Annotated in this window: 16 protein-coding genes, 3 tRNA genes and 1 rRNA gene; 11 read left to right on the forward strand and 9 right to left on the reverse strand. The window is 26.7% G+C overall.

What is annotated here, in order from left to right; genetic code table 11:
• Window positions 1–84: 84 nt before the first annotated feature.
• Window positions 85–1,812, reverse strand: a complete 1,728-nt coding sequence (gene argS, locus ATN01_RS01230) for an arginine--tRNA ligase (protein WP_075433285.1) — start codon at window positions 1,810–1,812, stop codon at window positions 85–87.
• Between the two features lie 269 nt (window positions 1,813–2,081).
• On the opposite strand from argS, the gene ATN01_RS01235 reads away from it, so the two are divergent.
• From ATN01_RS01235 to ATN01_RS01245, 3 genes are all read left to right on the forward strand, one after another.
• Window positions 2,082–3,626, forward strand: a 16S ribosomal RNA gene (locus ATN01_RS01235).
• 48 nt (window positions 3,627–3,674) lie between these two features.
• Window positions 3,675–3,751: transfer RNA gene (locus ATN01_RS01240), tRNA-Ile, on the forward strand.
• A gap of 11 nt (window positions 3,752–3,762) precedes the next feature.
• Window positions 3,763–3,835: transfer RNA gene (locus ATN01_RS01245), tRNA-Ala, on the forward strand.
• Here ATN01_RS01245 and gloB read toward each other — a convergent pair.
• Both gloB and rnhA read right to left on the reverse strand, forming a co-directional pair.
• Entirely contained in the window at window positions 3,827–4,585 is a 759-nt protein-coding gene (gene gloB / locus ATN01_RS01250; RefSeq protein WP_075433286.1) for a hydroxyacylglutathione hydrolase, read from the reverse strand. The genes ATN01_RS01245 and gloB overlap by 9 nt on opposite strands.
• Before the next feature lie 53 nt (window positions 4,586–4,638).
• Window positions 4,639–5,109, reverse strand: coding sequence for a ribonuclease HI (gene rnhA / locus ATN01_RS01255; RefSeq protein ID WP_075433287.1), 471 nt, complete (start codon window positions 5,107–5,109; stop codon window positions 4,639–4,641).
• A gap of 47 nt (window positions 5,110–5,156) precedes the next feature.
• Between rnhA and dnaQ the strand changes: the two genes are divergently transcribed.
• The 5 genes from dnaQ (at window position 5,157) to ATN01_RS01280 (ending at window position 7,945) form a co-directional block, all read left to right on the forward strand.
• Window positions 5,157–5,888 (forward strand): DNA polymerase III subunit epsilon, encoded by a 732-nt coding sequence (gene dnaQ, locus ATN01_RS01260; protein WP_203415005.1) that lies wholly within the window; start codon window positions 5,157–5,159, stop codon window positions 5,886–5,888.
• A 65-nt stretch (window positions 5,889–5,953) separates the two neighbouring features.
• Window positions 5,954–6,027, forward strand: a tRNA-Asp gene (locus ATN01_RS01265).
• Window positions 6,028–6,097: 70 nt separating this feature from the next.
• Window positions 6,098–6,688: a D-sedoheptulose 7-phosphate isomerase gene (gene lpcA, locus ATN01_RS01270; RefSeq protein ID WP_075433288.1), complete on the forward strand. Its 591-nt coding sequence runs from the start codon at window positions 6,098–6,100 to the stop codon at window positions 6,686–6,688.
• 99 nt (window positions 6,689–6,787) lie between these two features.
• Complete coding sequence (gpt, locus tag ATN01_RS01275) at window positions 6,788–7,264, forward strand: xanthine phosphoribosyltransferase (RefSeq protein ID WP_075433289.1); 477 nt, start codon at window positions 6,788–6,790, stop codon at window positions 7,262–7,264.
• 117 nt (window positions 7,265–7,381) lie between these two features.
• A complete protein-coding gene (locus ATN01_RS01280) occupies window positions 7,382–7,945 on the forward strand; it encodes a nucleotide exchange factor GrpE (protein ID WP_075433290.1) in 564 nt (187 codons plus the stop codon).
• Between the two features lie 82 nt (window positions 7,946–8,027).
• Here ATN01_RS01280 and ATN01_RS01285 read toward each other — a convergent pair whose 3' ends face one another.
• Window positions 8,028–8,309 (reverse strand): RnfH family protein, encoded by a 282-nt coding sequence (locus ATN01_RS01285; RefSeq protein WP_075433291.1) that lies wholly within the window; start codon window positions 8,307–8,309, stop codon window positions 8,028–8,030.
• A 101-nt stretch (window positions 8,310–8,410) separates the two neighbouring features.
• On the opposite strand from ATN01_RS01285, the gene smpB reads away from it, so the two are divergent.
• Window positions 8,411–8,905, forward strand: coding sequence for an SsrA-binding protein SmpB (smpB, locus tag ATN01_RS01290; RefSeq protein WP_075433292.1), 495 nt, complete (start codon window positions 8,411–8,413; stop codon window positions 8,903–8,905).
• The gene (gene tadA, locus ATN01_RS01295) at window positions 8,902–9,366 is read left to right on the forward strand and encodes a tRNA adenosine(34) deaminase TadA (protein WP_075433293.1); all 465 of its coding nucleotides are present in this window, start codon (window positions 8,902–8,904) and stop codon (window positions 9,364–9,366) included. Before smpB ends, tadA begins: the two co-directional genes overlap by 4 nt.
• Window positions 9,367–9,393: 27 nt before the next feature.
• Here the strand turns inward: tadA and acpS are convergent, their stop codons facing one another.
• The 5 genes from acpS to lepA form a co-directional block, all read right to left on the reverse strand.
• Window positions 9,394–9,774, reverse strand: coding sequence for a holo-ACP synthase (gene acpS, locus ATN01_RS01300; protein ID WP_075433294.1), 381 nt, complete (start codon window positions 9,772–9,774; stop codon window positions 9,394–9,396).
• A 122-nt stretch (window positions 9,775–9,896) separates the two neighbouring features.
• Entirely contained in the window at window positions 9,897–10,766 is an 870-nt protein-coding gene (gene era, locus ATN01_RS01305; RefSeq protein ID WP_075433295.1) for a GTPase Era, read from the reverse strand.
• A complete protein-coding gene (gene rnc / locus ATN01_RS01310; protein ID WP_075433296.1) occupies window positions 10,763–11,443 on the reverse strand; it encodes a ribonuclease III in 681 nt (226 codons plus the stop codon). The genes era and rnc overlap by 4 nt, the downstream gene beginning before the upstream one ends.
• A 124-nt stretch (window positions 11,444–11,567) precedes the next feature.
• A complete protein-coding gene (gene lepB / locus ATN01_RS01315; protein ID WP_075433297.1) occupies window positions 11,568–12,509 on the reverse strand; it encodes a signal peptidase I in 942 nt (313 codons plus the stop codon).
• A 15-nt stretch (window positions 12,510–12,524) separates the two neighbouring features.
• Entirely contained in the window at window positions 12,525–14,318 is a 1,794-nt protein-coding gene (gene lepA / locus ATN01_RS01320) for a translation elongation factor 4 (protein WP_075433298.1), read from the reverse strand.
• A gap of 200 nt (window positions 14,319–14,518) precedes the next feature.
• On the opposite strand from lepA, the gene mnmA reads away from it, so the two are divergent.
• Window positions 14,519–15,625, forward strand: a complete 1,107-nt coding sequence (mnmA, locus tag ATN01_RS01325) for a tRNA 2-thiouridine(34) synthase MnmA (RefSeq protein ID WP_075433299.1) — start codon at window positions 14,519–14,521, stop codon at window positions 15,623–15,625.
• Window positions 15,626–15,754: the final 129 nt, after the last annotated feature.

A 15,754-nucleotide genomic window follows, 5' to 3' on the forward strand; every position in this document is an offset into this window, starting at 1 on the left:
AAGTAAGTTGAGGTGTGGGTGTAAATAGTACATTTTCAGTATTATATTATTTCCTCACCTTTCTCAATTATTTAATATAAAATGTTACATTTTCTTTATTGTTTTAATACCAAGCATGCTAAGACCTCTTTTTAATGTTTTAGCTGTTAAAATCGATAATTTTAATCTACTTTTTCGAGTTTTTATTGTTTTTGAAAAAAGTATTGAGCAATTTTCATAGAAATTAGAAAAACACGTAGAAAGTTGATAAATGTATTTACACATTACATGTGGTGTGCCTTTTTTTTCTATTAATAAAATGATTTCTTCAAATTCTAATATTTTAATAGCTAAATGAATTTCATATGATTCTGTTAAAATAATTTTGGACGTTAATTTTTTTAAAGGAATATTAGACTTCTTGATCAAAGAAATAATTCTTGTATAAGCATATTGTATATAAGGAGCGGTATTACCTTCAAAGTTAAGCATTTTTTCCCAATCAAAAATATAATTCATGTGTCTATTTTTAGATAAATCAGAATATTTGATTGCACTAATACCGATTATAGAAGATAATTGAATTAGAACTTTTTTAGAAAAATTTGGTTTTTTCTGTTTAATTAGTTTTCTTGCTTTTTCTACACCTTGATTTAAAAGAGTAGATAGCTTGATGGTGTTGCCATCTCGAGTTTTAAAAGGTTGTTTATTTGGAGACAACATCATACCAAACACATGATGTTCTAATAATAACTCTTTAGATATGTAATTAGCTTTTTTTGCTATCATCCAAGCTTGAATTAAATGTTGATGTTGACGTGAATCAGTGTAGAATATTATTCTATCGGCATGAAGTGTTTCATATCTATATTTAATACAAGCTATATCAATAGTAGAATATAAAAATCCTTTATCTTTTTTTTGAATAATTACTCCCATAGATTTTCCTATTCTATTTTTAAATTCTTCTAAAAAAACAATTACACTTCCATTGTGTTCAATTGCTATTTTTTTATTTTTTAGATCTTCAACAATATCAAAAAGCATATTCTTATATGAACTTTCTCCCATAGTATCATTTTTTTCTAGCGTCACATTCAATCTTTTATATATTTTATAGTTTTCAGACATAGTAATAAATACTAATTTTTTCCAGATTTTATAGCAATATTTATCTCCATATTGTAATTTTACTACATATTTTCTAGATTTTTCTGCAAATCTTTTATCTGAATCATATTTTATTTTGGCTTTACAGTAAAACTTGTCAAGTTTAGGAAGAGATAAATCCTTATTGTTTATTTTTTTTTCTTCTAGATATGCAATTAGCATACCAAATTGAGTCCCCCAATCTCCAATGTGATTAGCTTTAATAACGTTGTGCCCTAAAAAACTTAAGACTCTTACCATAACGTCACCAATTATTGTTGAACGTAAATGCCCAACATGCATTTCTTTTGCAATATTTGGAGAAGAGTAATCTATAACAATATTTTTTGAGTGTACATACTTTATACCCAGTCTAGGTGATATAAAAATTTTTTCTAATGCTTCAGATAACCAGTTATTACAAATGGTAAAATTAACAAATCCTGGTTCAGAAAAACTTGTTTTTTTGTACATATGTTTTTTGTTAATATAAAACATTATTTTTTCAGCTAATTCACAAGTTTTTAAATTTAATGTAGTAGCTATTTTTATCAAATTATTGATTTGATAATGATCTGAATTATTCTTTTTATTTAATGTAATAATAGGATCAAGTGTATTTTTATAACTAATTTTAGATAAAATAATTTTAATATCTTTTTTTATTATGTTTTTTAAATTCATAAATTAAACCTTTTTTATTTTATTCAATAATTTTTTACAATATATATTGTATTTAATAATATATATCTTGAATATAATACAAAAAAATATTTTTTACAAAAAAGGTTGACAATACAATAAAAAAAATGTAATCTCTTAACTCAAGTTTTAAATAAACAAAACGCTCTTTAAAAATATATTAGATAATCTGTGTGGGCACTTAAATTAAGTACAAAAATTATTTTTTTATTTAATAAATCTTAAAGATTCTTTCTTTAAGAAAAGCTTTTCAATTGAAGAGTTTGATCATGGCTCAGATTGAACGCTGGCGGCAAGCCTAACACATGCAAGTCGAGCGGCAGCGAAAGAAAGCTTGCTTTCTTGTCGGCGAGCGGCAAACGGGTGAGTAATATCTGGGGATCTACCCAAAAGAGGGGGATAACTACTAGAAATGGTAGCTAATACCGCATAATGTTGAAAAACCAAAGTGGGGGACCTTTTTGGCCTCATGCTTATGGATGAACCCAGACGAGATTAGCTTGTTGGTAGAGTAATAGCCTACCAAGGCGACGATCTCTAGCTGGTCTGAGAGGATAACCAGCCACACTGGAACTGAGACACGGTCCAGACTCCTACGGGAGGCAGCAGTGGGGAATATTGCACAATGGGCGAAAGCCTGATGCAGCTATGCCGCGTGTATGAAGAAGGCCTTAGGGTTGTAAAGTACTTTCAGCGGGGAAGAAAAAAATAAAACTAATAATTTTATTTCCTGACGTTACCCGAAGAAGAAGCACCGGCTAACTCCGTGCCAGCAGCCGCGGTAATACGGAGGGTGCAAGCGTTAATCAGAATTACTGGGCGTAAAGAGCTCGTAGGTGGTTTTTTAAGTCAGATGTGAAATCCCTAGGCTCAACCTAGGAACTGCATTTGAAACTGAAAAACTAGAGTATCGTAGAGGGAGGTAGAATTCTAGGTGTAGCGGTGAAATGCGTAGATATCTGGAGGAATACCCGTGGCGAAAGCGGCCTCCTAAACGAATACTGACACTGAGGTGCGAAAGCGTGGGGAGCAAACAGGATTAGATACCCTGGTAGTCCATGCCGTAAACGATGTCGACTTGGAGGTTGTTTCCAAGAGAAGTGACTTCCGAAGCTAACGCGTTAAGTCGACCGCCTGGGGAGTACGGCCGCAAGGCTAAAACTCAAATGAATTGACGGGGGCCCGCACAAGCGGTGGAGCATGTGGTTTAATTCGATGCAACGCGAAAAACCTTACCTGGTCTTGACATCCACAGAATTTTTTAGAAATAAAAAAGTGCCTTAGGGAGCTGTGAGACAGGTGCTGCATGGCTGTCGTCAGCTCGTGTTGTGAAATGTTGGGTTAAGTCCCGCAACGAGCGCAACCCTTATTCTCTGTTGCCATCGGTTCGGCCGGGAACTCAGAGAAGACTGCCGGTTATAAACCGGAGGAAGGTGGGGACGACGTCAAGTCATCATGGCCCTTACGACCAGGGCTACACACGTGCTACAATGGTTTATACAAAGAGAAGCAAATCTGCAAAGACAAGCAAATCTCATAAAGTAAATCGTAGTCCGGACTGGAGTCTGCAACTCGACTCCACGAAGTCGGAATCGCTAGTAATCGTGGATCAGAATGCCACGGTGAATACGTTCCCGGGCCTTGTACACACCGCCCGTCACACCATGGGAGTGGGTTGCAAAAGAAGCAGGTATCCTAACTATAAAAAGAAGGCGCCTACCACTTTGTGATTCATGACTGGGGTGAAGTCGTAACAAGGTAACCGTAGGGGAACCTGCGGTTGGATCACCTCCTTAAAAAATATATACTTTTTGAAGGTGCCCACACAAATTATCTAATAAAACAGGCTTGTAGCTCAGACGGTTAGAGCGCACCCCTGATAAGGGTGAGGTCGGTGGTTCAATTCCACTCAGGCCTACCATATTATTATCTGGGGCTATAGCTCAGCTGGTAGAGCGCCTGCCTTGCACGCAGGAAGTCAGCGGTTCGATCCCGCTTAGCTCCAAAAAAAATCTTTTTTTATTCTTAGACTTGTAAATGTTTCTAAACAACTGCAATTATAATCTAATCCTATAGCTTCTTTTAAAAAATTTTCCTTAGTCCTAAAGAAAATATTAATTTTTTTCTCTATTGATATATAAGTAGGTAAAGAAGATCTCTGATTTTCGATAATTATTTTTATTTTGTTATAATAATTTTTAATCAATCGATCGTGAGGAAGTATAGACATAGAAAAAATTAAATTAGACAACGTATATTCATGCGCACAACATAGTATTGTTTCATCCGGAAACGATGCAATAATTTTTATAGAATTATACATATCTAAATATCTTTTATCATACACCTTTCCACAACCTGCTGAAAACACAGTATCACCACAAAAAAGATAAGGTTTGTTATAATATGCAACATGACCTAATGTATGACCTGGAGTAAAAAGAACAAAAAATTCTTTATTTAATAAAAATATTTTTTCATTAGGTTGAACAACAACATTGATATTGTTTTCTATTGTTTCTTGAGGTCCAAATACTATTATTTCTGGATAATGTTTGACTATATTTTTTACTCCACTTACATGATCTAAATGATTATGAGTCAATAAAATAGCTACTGGAAACCATTTATGTTCTTTTATTTCTTTCAATATTAGATCCGATTCACCAGGATCAATAATGATACAAAAATTATTTTTATTATATAGTATCCAAATATAGTTATCGATTAATACAGGAATTTTTTTTAACATCATTTCTTAACTCCAACAAAAATATTATTTTTTAAAAAAAAATTTATAAATTATTTTTATAATTGATTATTTTCGTAATAAAAATCTTTAAATGATGGATTTTTGGCTGATTCACGTGCTATTATATCACATCTTTCATTTTCTAAATGTCCTACATGTGCTTTAATCCACAGCCAATTCACTAAATGTTTTTCTAAGACATCAGTGATTCTTAACCACAAATCTATATTTTTTACGCGTTTTTTTTTAGTTGTTCGCCATTCTTTTTTTTTCCATACAGGCATCCAATCTGTAATGCCTTTTTTAACATATAAACTATCTGTTGTAATTTGAACTAAACAAGATTGATTTAAACATTCTAACCCTGATATTACAGCCATTAATTCCATTCTATTATTAGTGGTTAAATAAAAACCTGAGGTTAATATTTTTTCATGTAGTTTATATCGTAATATTGTTCCATATCCACCTGCTCCAGGATTTCCTAAACAAGATCCATCTGTAAACATTTTAATTTTTTTAAGCATAGTATTAATTCCTAAAATTATATAATTTTTATTAAAAAAAGTTTAAAATTATGATCAAAAAAAAACGAATAGTTGTATTAGATACTGAAACGACAGGTATAAATTTTTATGGACTTCCACATATTAATCATAGAATTATAGAAATTGGAGCTATTGAAATTATTAATCGACGTTTTACAGGAAATAATTTTCATGTTTATATTAAACCTAACAGATCGATTGACCCTGAAGCTTTGAACATACACGGTATTAATGATAGTTTTTTATTAGACAAGCCATCTTTTGAAGATATTTCTGATGAATTTTTAAAATATATCAGTAACTCTGAATTAGTTATTCATAATGCTGTATTTGATATAGGATTCATAAATCAAGAATTGCAAATGTTAAACAAAAAAATAGACAAAATTGATACAATTTGTTCTGTAATAGATACATTAAAAATCGCGCAAAAATTATTTCCTGGTAAAAAAAATAATCTAGATGCTCTTTGTAAACGTTATAAAATAACTAAATCTGCGAGAAATTTACATAGCGCTATTATAGATGCAACTCTTTTAGGTAGATTATATCTTTTAATGACTGGTGGTCAAGAGTCTATGTTTGTTTATGACAATATCTCTAGCAACACAATTTTTAAAGAAAAAAAAAATACGATCGCTAACAAAAAACCGTTAAAAGTTTTATATGCTACAAAAAAAGAAATTCAACTACATGAAGAATATCTTGAATATATGAAAAAACATGGTATATGTTTGTGGAATAAATTTTTTTCATAAATCTTAAAAAGATCATTGACTGCTTTTTTAAAATATGTAAAATAGTAGTATAATTAAAAAAAGAAGGTGCGGTAGTTCAGTTGGTTAGAATATCGGCCTGTCACGCCGGAGGTCACGGGTTCGAGCCCCGTCCGCACCGAAAAAAAATAATATATTCTCTTTTAAAGAGAATATTAAATTTTTTTATTTAATATAAAAATATTTAAATTATGTATAAAAAAATAATTTTTTCAGAATTAAATGTTGCATCAAATCTTTTAATAAAATTTTTACAAGATAAAAAACAATTAAATAATATTGAAAAATCTGCAATGTTAATTTGTAGTTCATTGAAAAATGGAAAGAAAGTAATTTCCTGTGGAAATGGCGGTTCTCATTGTGATGCGTCACATTTTTCAGAGGAATTAACTAGTCTTTATAGAGAAAAACGACCAGGATATCCAGCTATATCTATTTCTGACAGTAGTTATATATCTTCTGTAGGAAATGACTTTGGTTATGATCATGTATTTTCAAGATTTATTCAGAGTGTGGGGTGTTCAGGAGATACAGTTTTAGCAATTTCTACTTCTGGAAATTCTTCTAACATTATTAAAGCAATAAAAGAAGCGAAAAAGAAAAATATTAACACAATTGCTTTAACCGGAAATAATGGAGGAAAAATACAAGGATTGTCTGATATAGAAATCTGTGTTCCTTACTCTGGATTTTCAGATCGAATACAAGAAATTCATATTAAAATTATTCATATATTAATACTAATTATTGAAACAGAAATGAAAAATATTAATTTATCTTAAATTTCTAATTTTTTGAAAACACCACAATCATATAATCATTATAAATTTTTTTTAATTTTCTCAAATAAATACTATTTTATAGTTTCGGAATTTCTTTTTATGAGTGAGAAATACATCGTCACCTGGGATATGCTTCAAATTCATACTAGAAAATTAGCAAATCGATTATTACTAAAAATTAAACTTTTTAATGGAATCATTGCTGTAAGTAGAGGAGGTCTCGTTCCATCTACTCTACTCGCAAGAGAATTGGGTATTCGATATGTCGATACTGTCTGTGTTTCAAGTTATGATTATAATTGTCTAAAAAAAAGTAGAAAAATTATCAAAAAAGCAAAAGGTAACGGAGAAAAAATTATTGTAATAGACGATTTAGTAGATACTGGTGGAACTGCAAAAATTATTAGAAATTTATATCCCAAAGCATATTTTGTTACAATTTTTGCAAAACCAATGGGTCGTTTATTAGTTGATGATTATGTGATAGATATTCCTCAAAATGTATGGATTGAACAACCATGGGATACGTCAATTTCTTACATACCTCCTCTATTTAAAAACTATAAAATCCAATAGAATATCTTGAAACAAATAATAAAATAATATTTATAATAAATTCTTAAAACGTCATAAAAAATAAGATTTTTAAAATATTTTTTATAGAATAACCAAATACTAAATAGAGATGTTTTTATGACAAAAAAACAAGATAAAAAAATAGAAAAAAACATTGAAAAAGAAAAAATTGATTGTGAAAAGAATAATTTTATAAACAAAGATTTAATAACATTCTTAGAAAATCAACTACAAGAATCTGAAAAAAAAATATTAGAAAAAAAAATCTCTATTGATAAAGAATTAACAATTTTTTTGAATAGATCAAACAAAACAATCAACCAAGCTAGAAAATTTTCATTAGAAAAATGTATTATTAATTTTCTACCCATATTTGATAACGTTGAACGTTCATTAAATTTAATAAAAAAAAATATGTCAAATAAATTTTTTGTAGAAATAAAAAATAAATTAGAATTAATATCTGATTTATTAAACCAAGCTTTTCAACAATTCCATATAAAAAAAATAGACGCTATCAATGTACCATTTGATCCATCTATTCATGAAGCTATGTCTATTCATTATACTAATAACATGGATTCTAATAAAATAGTAACAGTTATGCAACCTGGTTATATTCTACATAACTCTCGTTTATTACGTCCAGCTATGGTGTTAGTGTCAAAGAAAAAAATATAAACATAATATTCTTAGATTTAATAAAAATTAAAAATTTTTTTAATTTTATTAAATCTAAAATACATTATAGTCTTTAATTAATTCATTTTTGAATTAAAATATTTTTTCTTCTTCGTTCTTTTGGATCAAATATTAAATTTCTATAAATTTCAATTCTATCTCCATTTTCTATGCGTGAATTTAAATATACTAATTTATTATAAATTCCCACTTTTAAAGTATATAATGATAGGCCTTTTATCAATGTTAATAATTTTGACTCTAATATTGCTTCTTTTACAGTACTTCCTATTTTCATATTAACCTTTAAAATATATTGAATATCTGGTAAAGCATAAACTACTGTTGCTTGAATGATATGCATTTTTTTATTTATATGTTATTAATGATAATTAGATTGATTATAAATACTATTTTTTAGATGTAGAAGACATTAATACATATTTTTTTTGGAAAAATAATATTATGATAGATAAGAAAAATTGTAATTTAAAATTATTTAAAATTGTTAATAAAAAAGCATATTATAACTATTTTATAGAAAAAAAATTTCAATCTGGTCTTGTTTTAGAGGGGTGGGAAGTAAAATCTATTAGATCTGGAAAAGTAAATATTACTGAGAGTTATATAACCAGTGTTTTTAATGAGATGTATCTTTGTAACTCCTTAATTCAACCTTTAAGTGTATCTTCTAAATATATTATATATAATCCTACAAGAAAAAGAAAATTATTATTAAATAAAAATGAAATTAATTTTTTATCTAATAAGAAAAAAAATATAGGATATACTCTTGTTTCTTTATCTTTATTTTGGGAAAAATCTTGGTGTAAACTAGAATTTGGATTAGCAAAGGGGAAAAGTATACAAGATAAAAGATTACATATAAAAAATAAACAATGGAAAAAAGACAAACTCAATATAATCAAAAAAAAACAAGGTACTAAAGATATTTTATGATATATCAAAAAGATGAAAAATGGATGAAAATTGCTTTAAAATATGCACATCATGCAGAAAAAAAAGGTGAAGTTCCTATAGGTGCAGTGTTGATTTTTGACGAACAAATAATAGGAATCGGTTGGAATAGTTCTATTTCACAAAATGATCCTACTGCACATGCAGAAATTGTAGCATTACGTTATGCAGGAAAAGTAATAAAAAATTATCGACTAGTTAACAGCACATTATATGTAACGTTACAACCTTGTATAATGTGTTGTGGAGCAATTATACAAAGTCGCATTAAACGTTTAGTATTTGGTGCAAATTATGAAAAACAAAAAAATAATCAATGTAATTTACAAAGTCTTTTTTTAAATATGGAAAAAAAATTTAATATTCAAAAAAATGTTATGCAAAAAGAATGCTCTAATCTTTTAAAAAATTTTTTTCAGAAAAAAAGAAAACAAAATAATTAATACTTTTAGTATATATCGCTAATAAATTTACGATTCTAAAACAACTACAGAATATGTATATAATTTTTCATCAGAGATACTTACATGTATAGATTTGCATTGTATTTCCTTAGCTCTTTTTAAAGCATTTTTTAGAAAACAAAATTGAGGTTTTCCTATATCATTATGATACAATTCTAATTGATTAAATGTTATGCCATAATTTATTCCTGTACCTAATGCTTTAGAAGCTGCCTCTTTAGCAGAAAATTTTTTTGCTAGAAAAACAATTTGATTTTTACTAACCATGTAGTTTTTCCATTCTTTTTTTGATAAAATTTTTTTGGCAAATTGATGTCTATAAAGTAAAAAAATCTTTTTGATACGTAAAATATCTACGATATCTATACCTATACCTACAATTGACATTGTTCAAATAAACCTTTTAAAAAATAAAAAATATTCTTATATAATTTTTTTTAAAATTAGTTGCATTTTTAAGTTTTTAACTAATTTTGAAAAAATTAGTAATTGTGTAAAAAATTCGTATTTTAATGTTTTAAGTTTTTTTTCAGGTTGATTTTTACCCATAAAAAAAGATGCGTTTTTATAGAAAATTCTTTTTGTATATTATATCTAGAAAGAATACTGACTTTTTTGATTTTTTCTCCATGATGACCAATAACAATTTTTTTTTGTCTTATATTTTCTACTAAAATAATAGCTCTTATATATAATTCTTCATTTTTTTTCTTTTGAAAAAATTCAACTTTGACTTTTAAGATAGACGGTAATTCATCACCTAAAAACAAAATTAATTTTTCGCGAATAATTTCTGAAATTGTAAAAACATAAGAATTTTCTGTAATATAGTTTTCAGGATATATATGAGGATTATTTGGTAAAAAAGATTGAATAGTATTATTTAATGAAAAAAAATTATTTGTTTTTTTTGTAGAAATAGGTACTATTTCTATGGCGATATTTTTTTTTTTAAGATCATCAATAAAAGGTAACAAATTCTGTTTATTTTGAATTTTATCAATTTTATTAATGATAATAATAATAGGAGTTTTGCTTTTTTGTATTATTCTAAAAATATTTTTATCATTTTCTGTCCAAGATAATTTATCTATAACAAACATTAACAACGATGAGTTTTTTATTGTTTTATAAAAAAGATTTTTTTTATACAAAATTATATTGTTTTTTTTATTAAACATTATTCCAGGTGTATCTATATAAATAGATTGATAAGCATTCTGTGTTTTAACACCTATAATATTATTTTGTGTAGTATTTTTTTTTCTTGATATTATAGAAATTTTTTTCCCAATTATTTTATTAATTAAACTTGATTTACCAACATTTACTTTTCCAATAATTGTTATATATCCGCAATATTTTTGTTGTATATTCACTCTACACCTAATTTAATTAATGCTTTTTTTGCAGCATCTTGTTCAGCTTTTCTCCGGCTTGAACCAGTACCAATTAAATGTTCTGAAATGATGCTAATTTTGCAATGAATGGTAAATAATTGATTATGGGCTTCACCATATATTTCAACTATAAAATATGTAGGTAAAGATAAATGTTTTGATTGTAAATATTCTTGTAATCGTGTTTTAGGGTCCTTTTGTGTATCTCCAGGACTAATTTTTTCTAAACGTTTTTCATACCATTTTAATATTAATTCTTCTACTGTTTTTATATTACTATCTAAATAAATACTTCCAATTATTGCTTCTACAGTATTTGCTAAAATAGATTCACGACGGAATCCTCCACTTTTTAATTCACCCTGTCCTAATTTCAAATACTCTCCTAAATCAAATTCGTATGCAATTTCAGCTAAGGTATTTCCACGTACTAAAGTTGCTCTCATACGACTCATATCTCCTTCATTAATATAAGGAAAATGCTGATATAAAGCGTTAGCAATTACAAAACTTAAAATAGAATCACCTAAAAATTCTAATCTTTCATTATGTTTACTACTTGCGCTTCTATGTGTTAATGCTTGTTTTAAGAGATCTTTATGATTAAAAGTATATCCCAATATTTTTTGTATTTTTTTTGTTGTAATATAGTTCATGTTATACCAATTGTAATGATATTTTAATTGATTTTAGATATATAACAGAAAATTAAAAAATTTTTATAAAATTTAAAATATATATAAACAAAAAAATTGTAAATACTAATTAAACAAATAATTTTCAATATATGTTACCAATTCTATTAATACGTATACCAGTAGGCCATTCATTTTCATTTTTATTAAAACTCATCCATACTTTAACAGCTTTTCCTATTAAATTTTTTTCAGGAACAAAACCCCAATAACGACTATCTAAACTATTATCACGATTATCTCCCATCATAAAATACTGCCCTTCAGGTACAATCCAATTTAATTTTTTCATATCTTTTTGTTGATAATAATCTTGTTTAACACTTTTTATCCCCTCTAACAATAGAATATTATGTTTTAGATTATTAATATTTTCTTCAACAATATCATAATAAACTTTATGATATATTTTATTGTTTTGTATTGATCTGTTTTGATCAAAAAAATATAGTTTCTGAGTAAATTCACTTTGTCGAGAATGTGAATATTTAATGAGTAAATTTTCGTTACAATTTTTTGTAATTAAATAATTTGTACAAATTTGTAAATGTTTAGTATTTTCATTATATTCAATTTTATCTCCAGGCAATCCGATTACACGTTTAATATAATCTGTATTATATTCTATAGGATGTTTAAAGACTACTACATCACCACGTTTAGGAAATTGTTTATGTATTAAAGTATGATGCGTAATAGGGTCTTTAATACCATATGAGAATTTTTCTACAAGAATAAAATCACCAATTAAAAGTGTAGGCATCATAGATCCTGAAGGGATTTGAAAAGGTTCATAAATAAATGAACGTATAATAAATATTATGAGAAAGACTGGAAAAAAAGATGATAAAGATTGAAAAAAAGTATTTTTATATTCTATTTTTTCTAGATATTTGTGATCTATGTTTTTATTAAAAATTTTTTTTCTTAAACACATGTTTTTAATTTTTTTAATCTGATAATAAGTCCAAAACAAACCTGTAAATAATGTACTAATCAATAAAAAAATAGTTAATATATTAGACATGTTAATTCCTTAATGTTATTTTTTACTAATATTTAAAATTTCAAGAAAGGCAGTTTTAGGCATATTAATGTTACCTATTTTTTTCATTCTTTTTTTTCCATCTTTTTGTTTTTGTAATAATTTCTTCTTTCTACTAACATCACCACCATAACATTTTGATAATACATTTTTTCTTAATTGTTTAATAGTTGATCGAGCTACGATTGCATTATTAATAATAGCTTGAATTACAATATCGAATTGATGTCGGGGTATTAGTTCTTTAATTTTTTCAACTATTTCTCGTGCACGATATTGTGAATTATTTTTATGGACTAGAATTGTTAAAGCATCTATTCTTTCTGAATTAATAAGTATATCAATTCGTACCATTTTTGCTGTTTTAAAACATTTGAAATCATATTCTAGTGATGCATATCCACTAGAAACAGATTTTAATTCATCAAAAAAGTTTAATACTATTTCGTTCATAGGTATTTGATATTTTAATAAAACTTGATGTGTATGATAAATCATATCAATTTGATAACCTCTTTTTTTTACGCATAATTTAATTATTGCACCAAGAAATTTTGGAGGTGTTAAAATATTACATTCAGTTATTGGTTCTCTAATTTTTTTTATAGTATTTATAGGAGGGAATTTAGTAGGAGTATCTAAATAGACTTTGTTTCCATTGATGAGTTCTATTTCATACATCACTGTTGGTGCTGTTGAAATTAAATTAATAAAATATTCTCTTTCTAAACGTTCCTGAATAATTTCCATATGTAATAAACCTAAAAATCCGCATCTAAAACCAAATCCAAGTGCGCTAGAGTTTTCTGGTTCATAAAATAACGAAGAGTCATTTAAACTCAGTTTTCCTAATGCGTTTTTAAATGCTTCATATTGATCAGATGAAACAGGAAATAAACCAGCATATATTTGTGGTTTAATTTTTTTAAATCCAGTTAATCTTTTTTTTGCAGGATTAATAGTTGTTGTTAATGTATCACCAACTGGTGCTGCATTGATATTTTTAATTCCACAAATAATCCAACCCACTTCTCCACATTTTAATTGATTTTTTTCAATTTTTTTAGGTGTAAAAATGCCTATTTTTTCAACAAAATAATTTTTTCCTGTACTCATAACTTGAATTTTATCTTTTTCAAATAAAATCCCATTTTTAATCCTTACTAAGGATACTACACCTAAGTAATTATCAAACCAAGAATCAATAATTAATGCTTGAAGTGGTTGTTCTATTGAACCCTTAGGAGGTGGAATTTTTTTAATAATATATTCTATTAATTCTTTTATTCCTTCTCCTGTTTTAGCTGAACATCGAATAGCATCTGATGCAGATATACCTATAACATCCTCGATTTCCTTAGAAACTTTTTCTAAATTAGAATTAGGTAAATCTATTTTATTTAATACTGGGATAATTTCTAAATTCATATCTAGTGCAGTGTAACAATTAGATAATGTTTGAGCTTCTACTCCTTGAGTAGAATCAATAATTAATAATGCTCCTTCACATGCGGCTAATGAACGAGATACCTCATAAGAAAAATTTACATGACCTGGTGTGTCAATAAAATTTAAATGAAAAATATTACCATTTTTATCTTTGTAATTAATCATAACACTTTGTGCTTTGATAGTAATTCCTCGTTCTTTTTCTAAATCCATTGTATCTAAAACTTGATTAGACATTTCTCTTTCAGATAATCCATGACAAATTTGTATTAAACGATCAGATAAAGTTGATTTTCCATGATCAATATGCGCTATAATAGAAAAATTTCGTATTTTTTTCATATTTAATATTTACCATAATATTTTATTATTTTAATATGCATAAAAAAATATTTTTTTGTTGTTTTTATTAAAATTATTTAAAATATATCTTAATAATATTTAATTATTTTAGTATATAATGTATTGATTCATTTTATAATATATAATATATTTTTTGATTTTAGAAAAATATAAAAACAATATAAAAATTAGTTTTATTTATGAAAATTAACAAAAATAAAAAAGTTATCATTGCTATGTCTGGAGGTGTAGATTCGTCTGTATCTGCTTGGATTTTAAAAAAACAAAATTATGAAGTAGAAGGTTTATTTATGAAGAATTGGGAAGAAGATGATAATGCAAAACATTGTACTTCTGAACAAGATTTATTGGATGCTGAAAACGTATGTAAAATGTTAAATATACATCTTCATAAGATGAATTTTTCTACAGAATTTTGGGAAAATGTTTTTCAACGTTTTTTAAATGAATACAAAAGTGGTATCACACCTAATCCTGATATATTTTGTAATAAAGAGATTAAATTTAATCTATTTTTAAAATATTCTATTCAAAATCTTCAAGCTGACTATATTGCAACGGGTCATTACGCTCGCATAAAAAAAATATCTGGACAATACTACCTTCTCAAAGGTATAGATCTTGATAAAGATCAAACGTATTTTTTATATACGTTGCATAATTATCAATTGAAACAAATATTATTTCCAATTGGAGCCTTAAAAAAAAGACAAGTTAGAGATATTGCTAGAAAACTGAATTTAACAGTAGCCGAAAAAAAAGATTCTACTGGTATTTGTTTTATTGGTCCTAAAAATTTAAGAAATTTTCTTAATCCATATATTTCTGAAAAAAAAGGAGATATTATTACCACTAATAGTGAGATTGTTGGTCAACATTATGGTGCTTGTTATTATACTCTAGGTCAGAGAAAAGGATTAGGAATTGGAGGTATCAAAGGACGATATAATATTCCATGGTACGTTGTAGATAAAAATGTTAAAAAAAACATATTAATTGTTGCTCAAGGAGCTTATAATAAACATCTTATGTCAACAGGATTAATTGCCAAAAATATTACTTGGATAAATCATGAACAGTTTACTTTTCCATTATCATGTACAGTAAAAACACGGTATCGTCAAAACAATATATCTTGTAAGATAGATTACGTAAATAATTTATATATAAAAGTTGTATTTGATTCTCCAGTAAATGCAGTCACTCCAGGACAATCCGTTGTCTTTTATTTATCAGAAATATGTATAGGTGGTGGAATTATTAATTCTAGAATACCATTATTTTAATTTTTTGATTATGTTAAAATAATAAGATCATTATACTTAACAAAGAAAATTCAATTAGAATATCATTTTTAAATGTATATCAACCAGTATATTTTGAAAAATGATTTTATTTGAGAAATGTGAGAATGA

Origin of the sequence: Buchnera aphidicola (Diuraphis noxia), assembly GCF_001700895.1 — a bacterium.
Classification (GTDB): domain Bacteria; phylum Pseudomonadota; class Gammaproteobacteria; order Enterobacterales; family Enterobacteriaceae; genus Buchnera; species Buchnera aphidicola_D.

Bases quoted from the DNA above. Each gene is read 5' to 3' on its own strand.
- gpt (WP_075433289.1), top strand. From the start codon at position 6,788: ATGAGTGAGAAATACATCGTCACCTGGGATATGCTTCAAATTCATACT.
- tadA (WP_075433293.1), top strand. From the start codon at position 8,902: ATGATATATCAAAAAGATGAAAAATGGATGAAAATTGCTTTAAAATAT.
- smpB (WP_075433292.1), top strand. From the start codon at position 8,411: ATGATAGATAAGAAAAATTGTAATTTAAAATTATTTAAAATTGTTAAT.
- ATN01_RS01285 (WP_075433291.1), bottom strand. From the start codon at position 8,309: ATGCATATCATTCAAGCAACAGTAGTTTATGCTTTACCAGATATTCAA.
- rnhA (WP_075433287.1), bottom strand. From the start codon at position 5,109: ATGCTTAAAAAAATTAAAATGTTTACAGATGGATCTTGTTTAGGAAAT.
- ATN01_RS01280 (WP_075433290.1), top strand. From the start codon at position 7,382: ATGACAAAAAAACAAGATAAAAAAATAGAAAAAAACATTGAAAAAGAA.
- lepA (WP_075433298.1), bottom strand. From the start codon at position 14,318: ATGAAAAAAATACGAAATTTTTCTATTATAGCGCATATTGATCATGGA.
- lepB (WP_075433297.1), bottom strand. From the start codon at position 12,509: ATGTCTAATATATTAACTATTTTTTTATTGATTAGTACATTATTTACA.
- lpcA (WP_075433288.1), top strand. From the start codon at position 6,098: ATGTATAAAAAAATAATTTTTTCAGAATTAAATGTTGCATCAAATCTT.
- gloB (WP_075433286.1), bottom strand. From the start codon at position 4,585: ATGATGTTAAAAAAAATTCCTGTATTAATCGATAACTATATTTGGATA.
- acpS (WP_075433294.1), bottom strand. From the start codon at position 9,774: ATGTCAATTGTAGGTATAGGTATAGATATCGTAGATATTTTACGTATC.
- argS (WP_075433285.1), bottom strand. From the start codon at position 1,812: ATGAATTTAAAAAACATAATAAAAAAAGATATTAAAATTATTTTATCT.
- rnc (WP_075433296.1), bottom strand. From the start codon at position 11,443: ATGAACTATATTACAACAAAAAAAATACAAAAAATATTGGGATATACT.
- mnmA (WP_075433299.1), top strand. From the start codon at position 14,519: ATGAAAATTAACAAAAATAAAAAAGTTATCATTGCTATGTCTGGAGGT.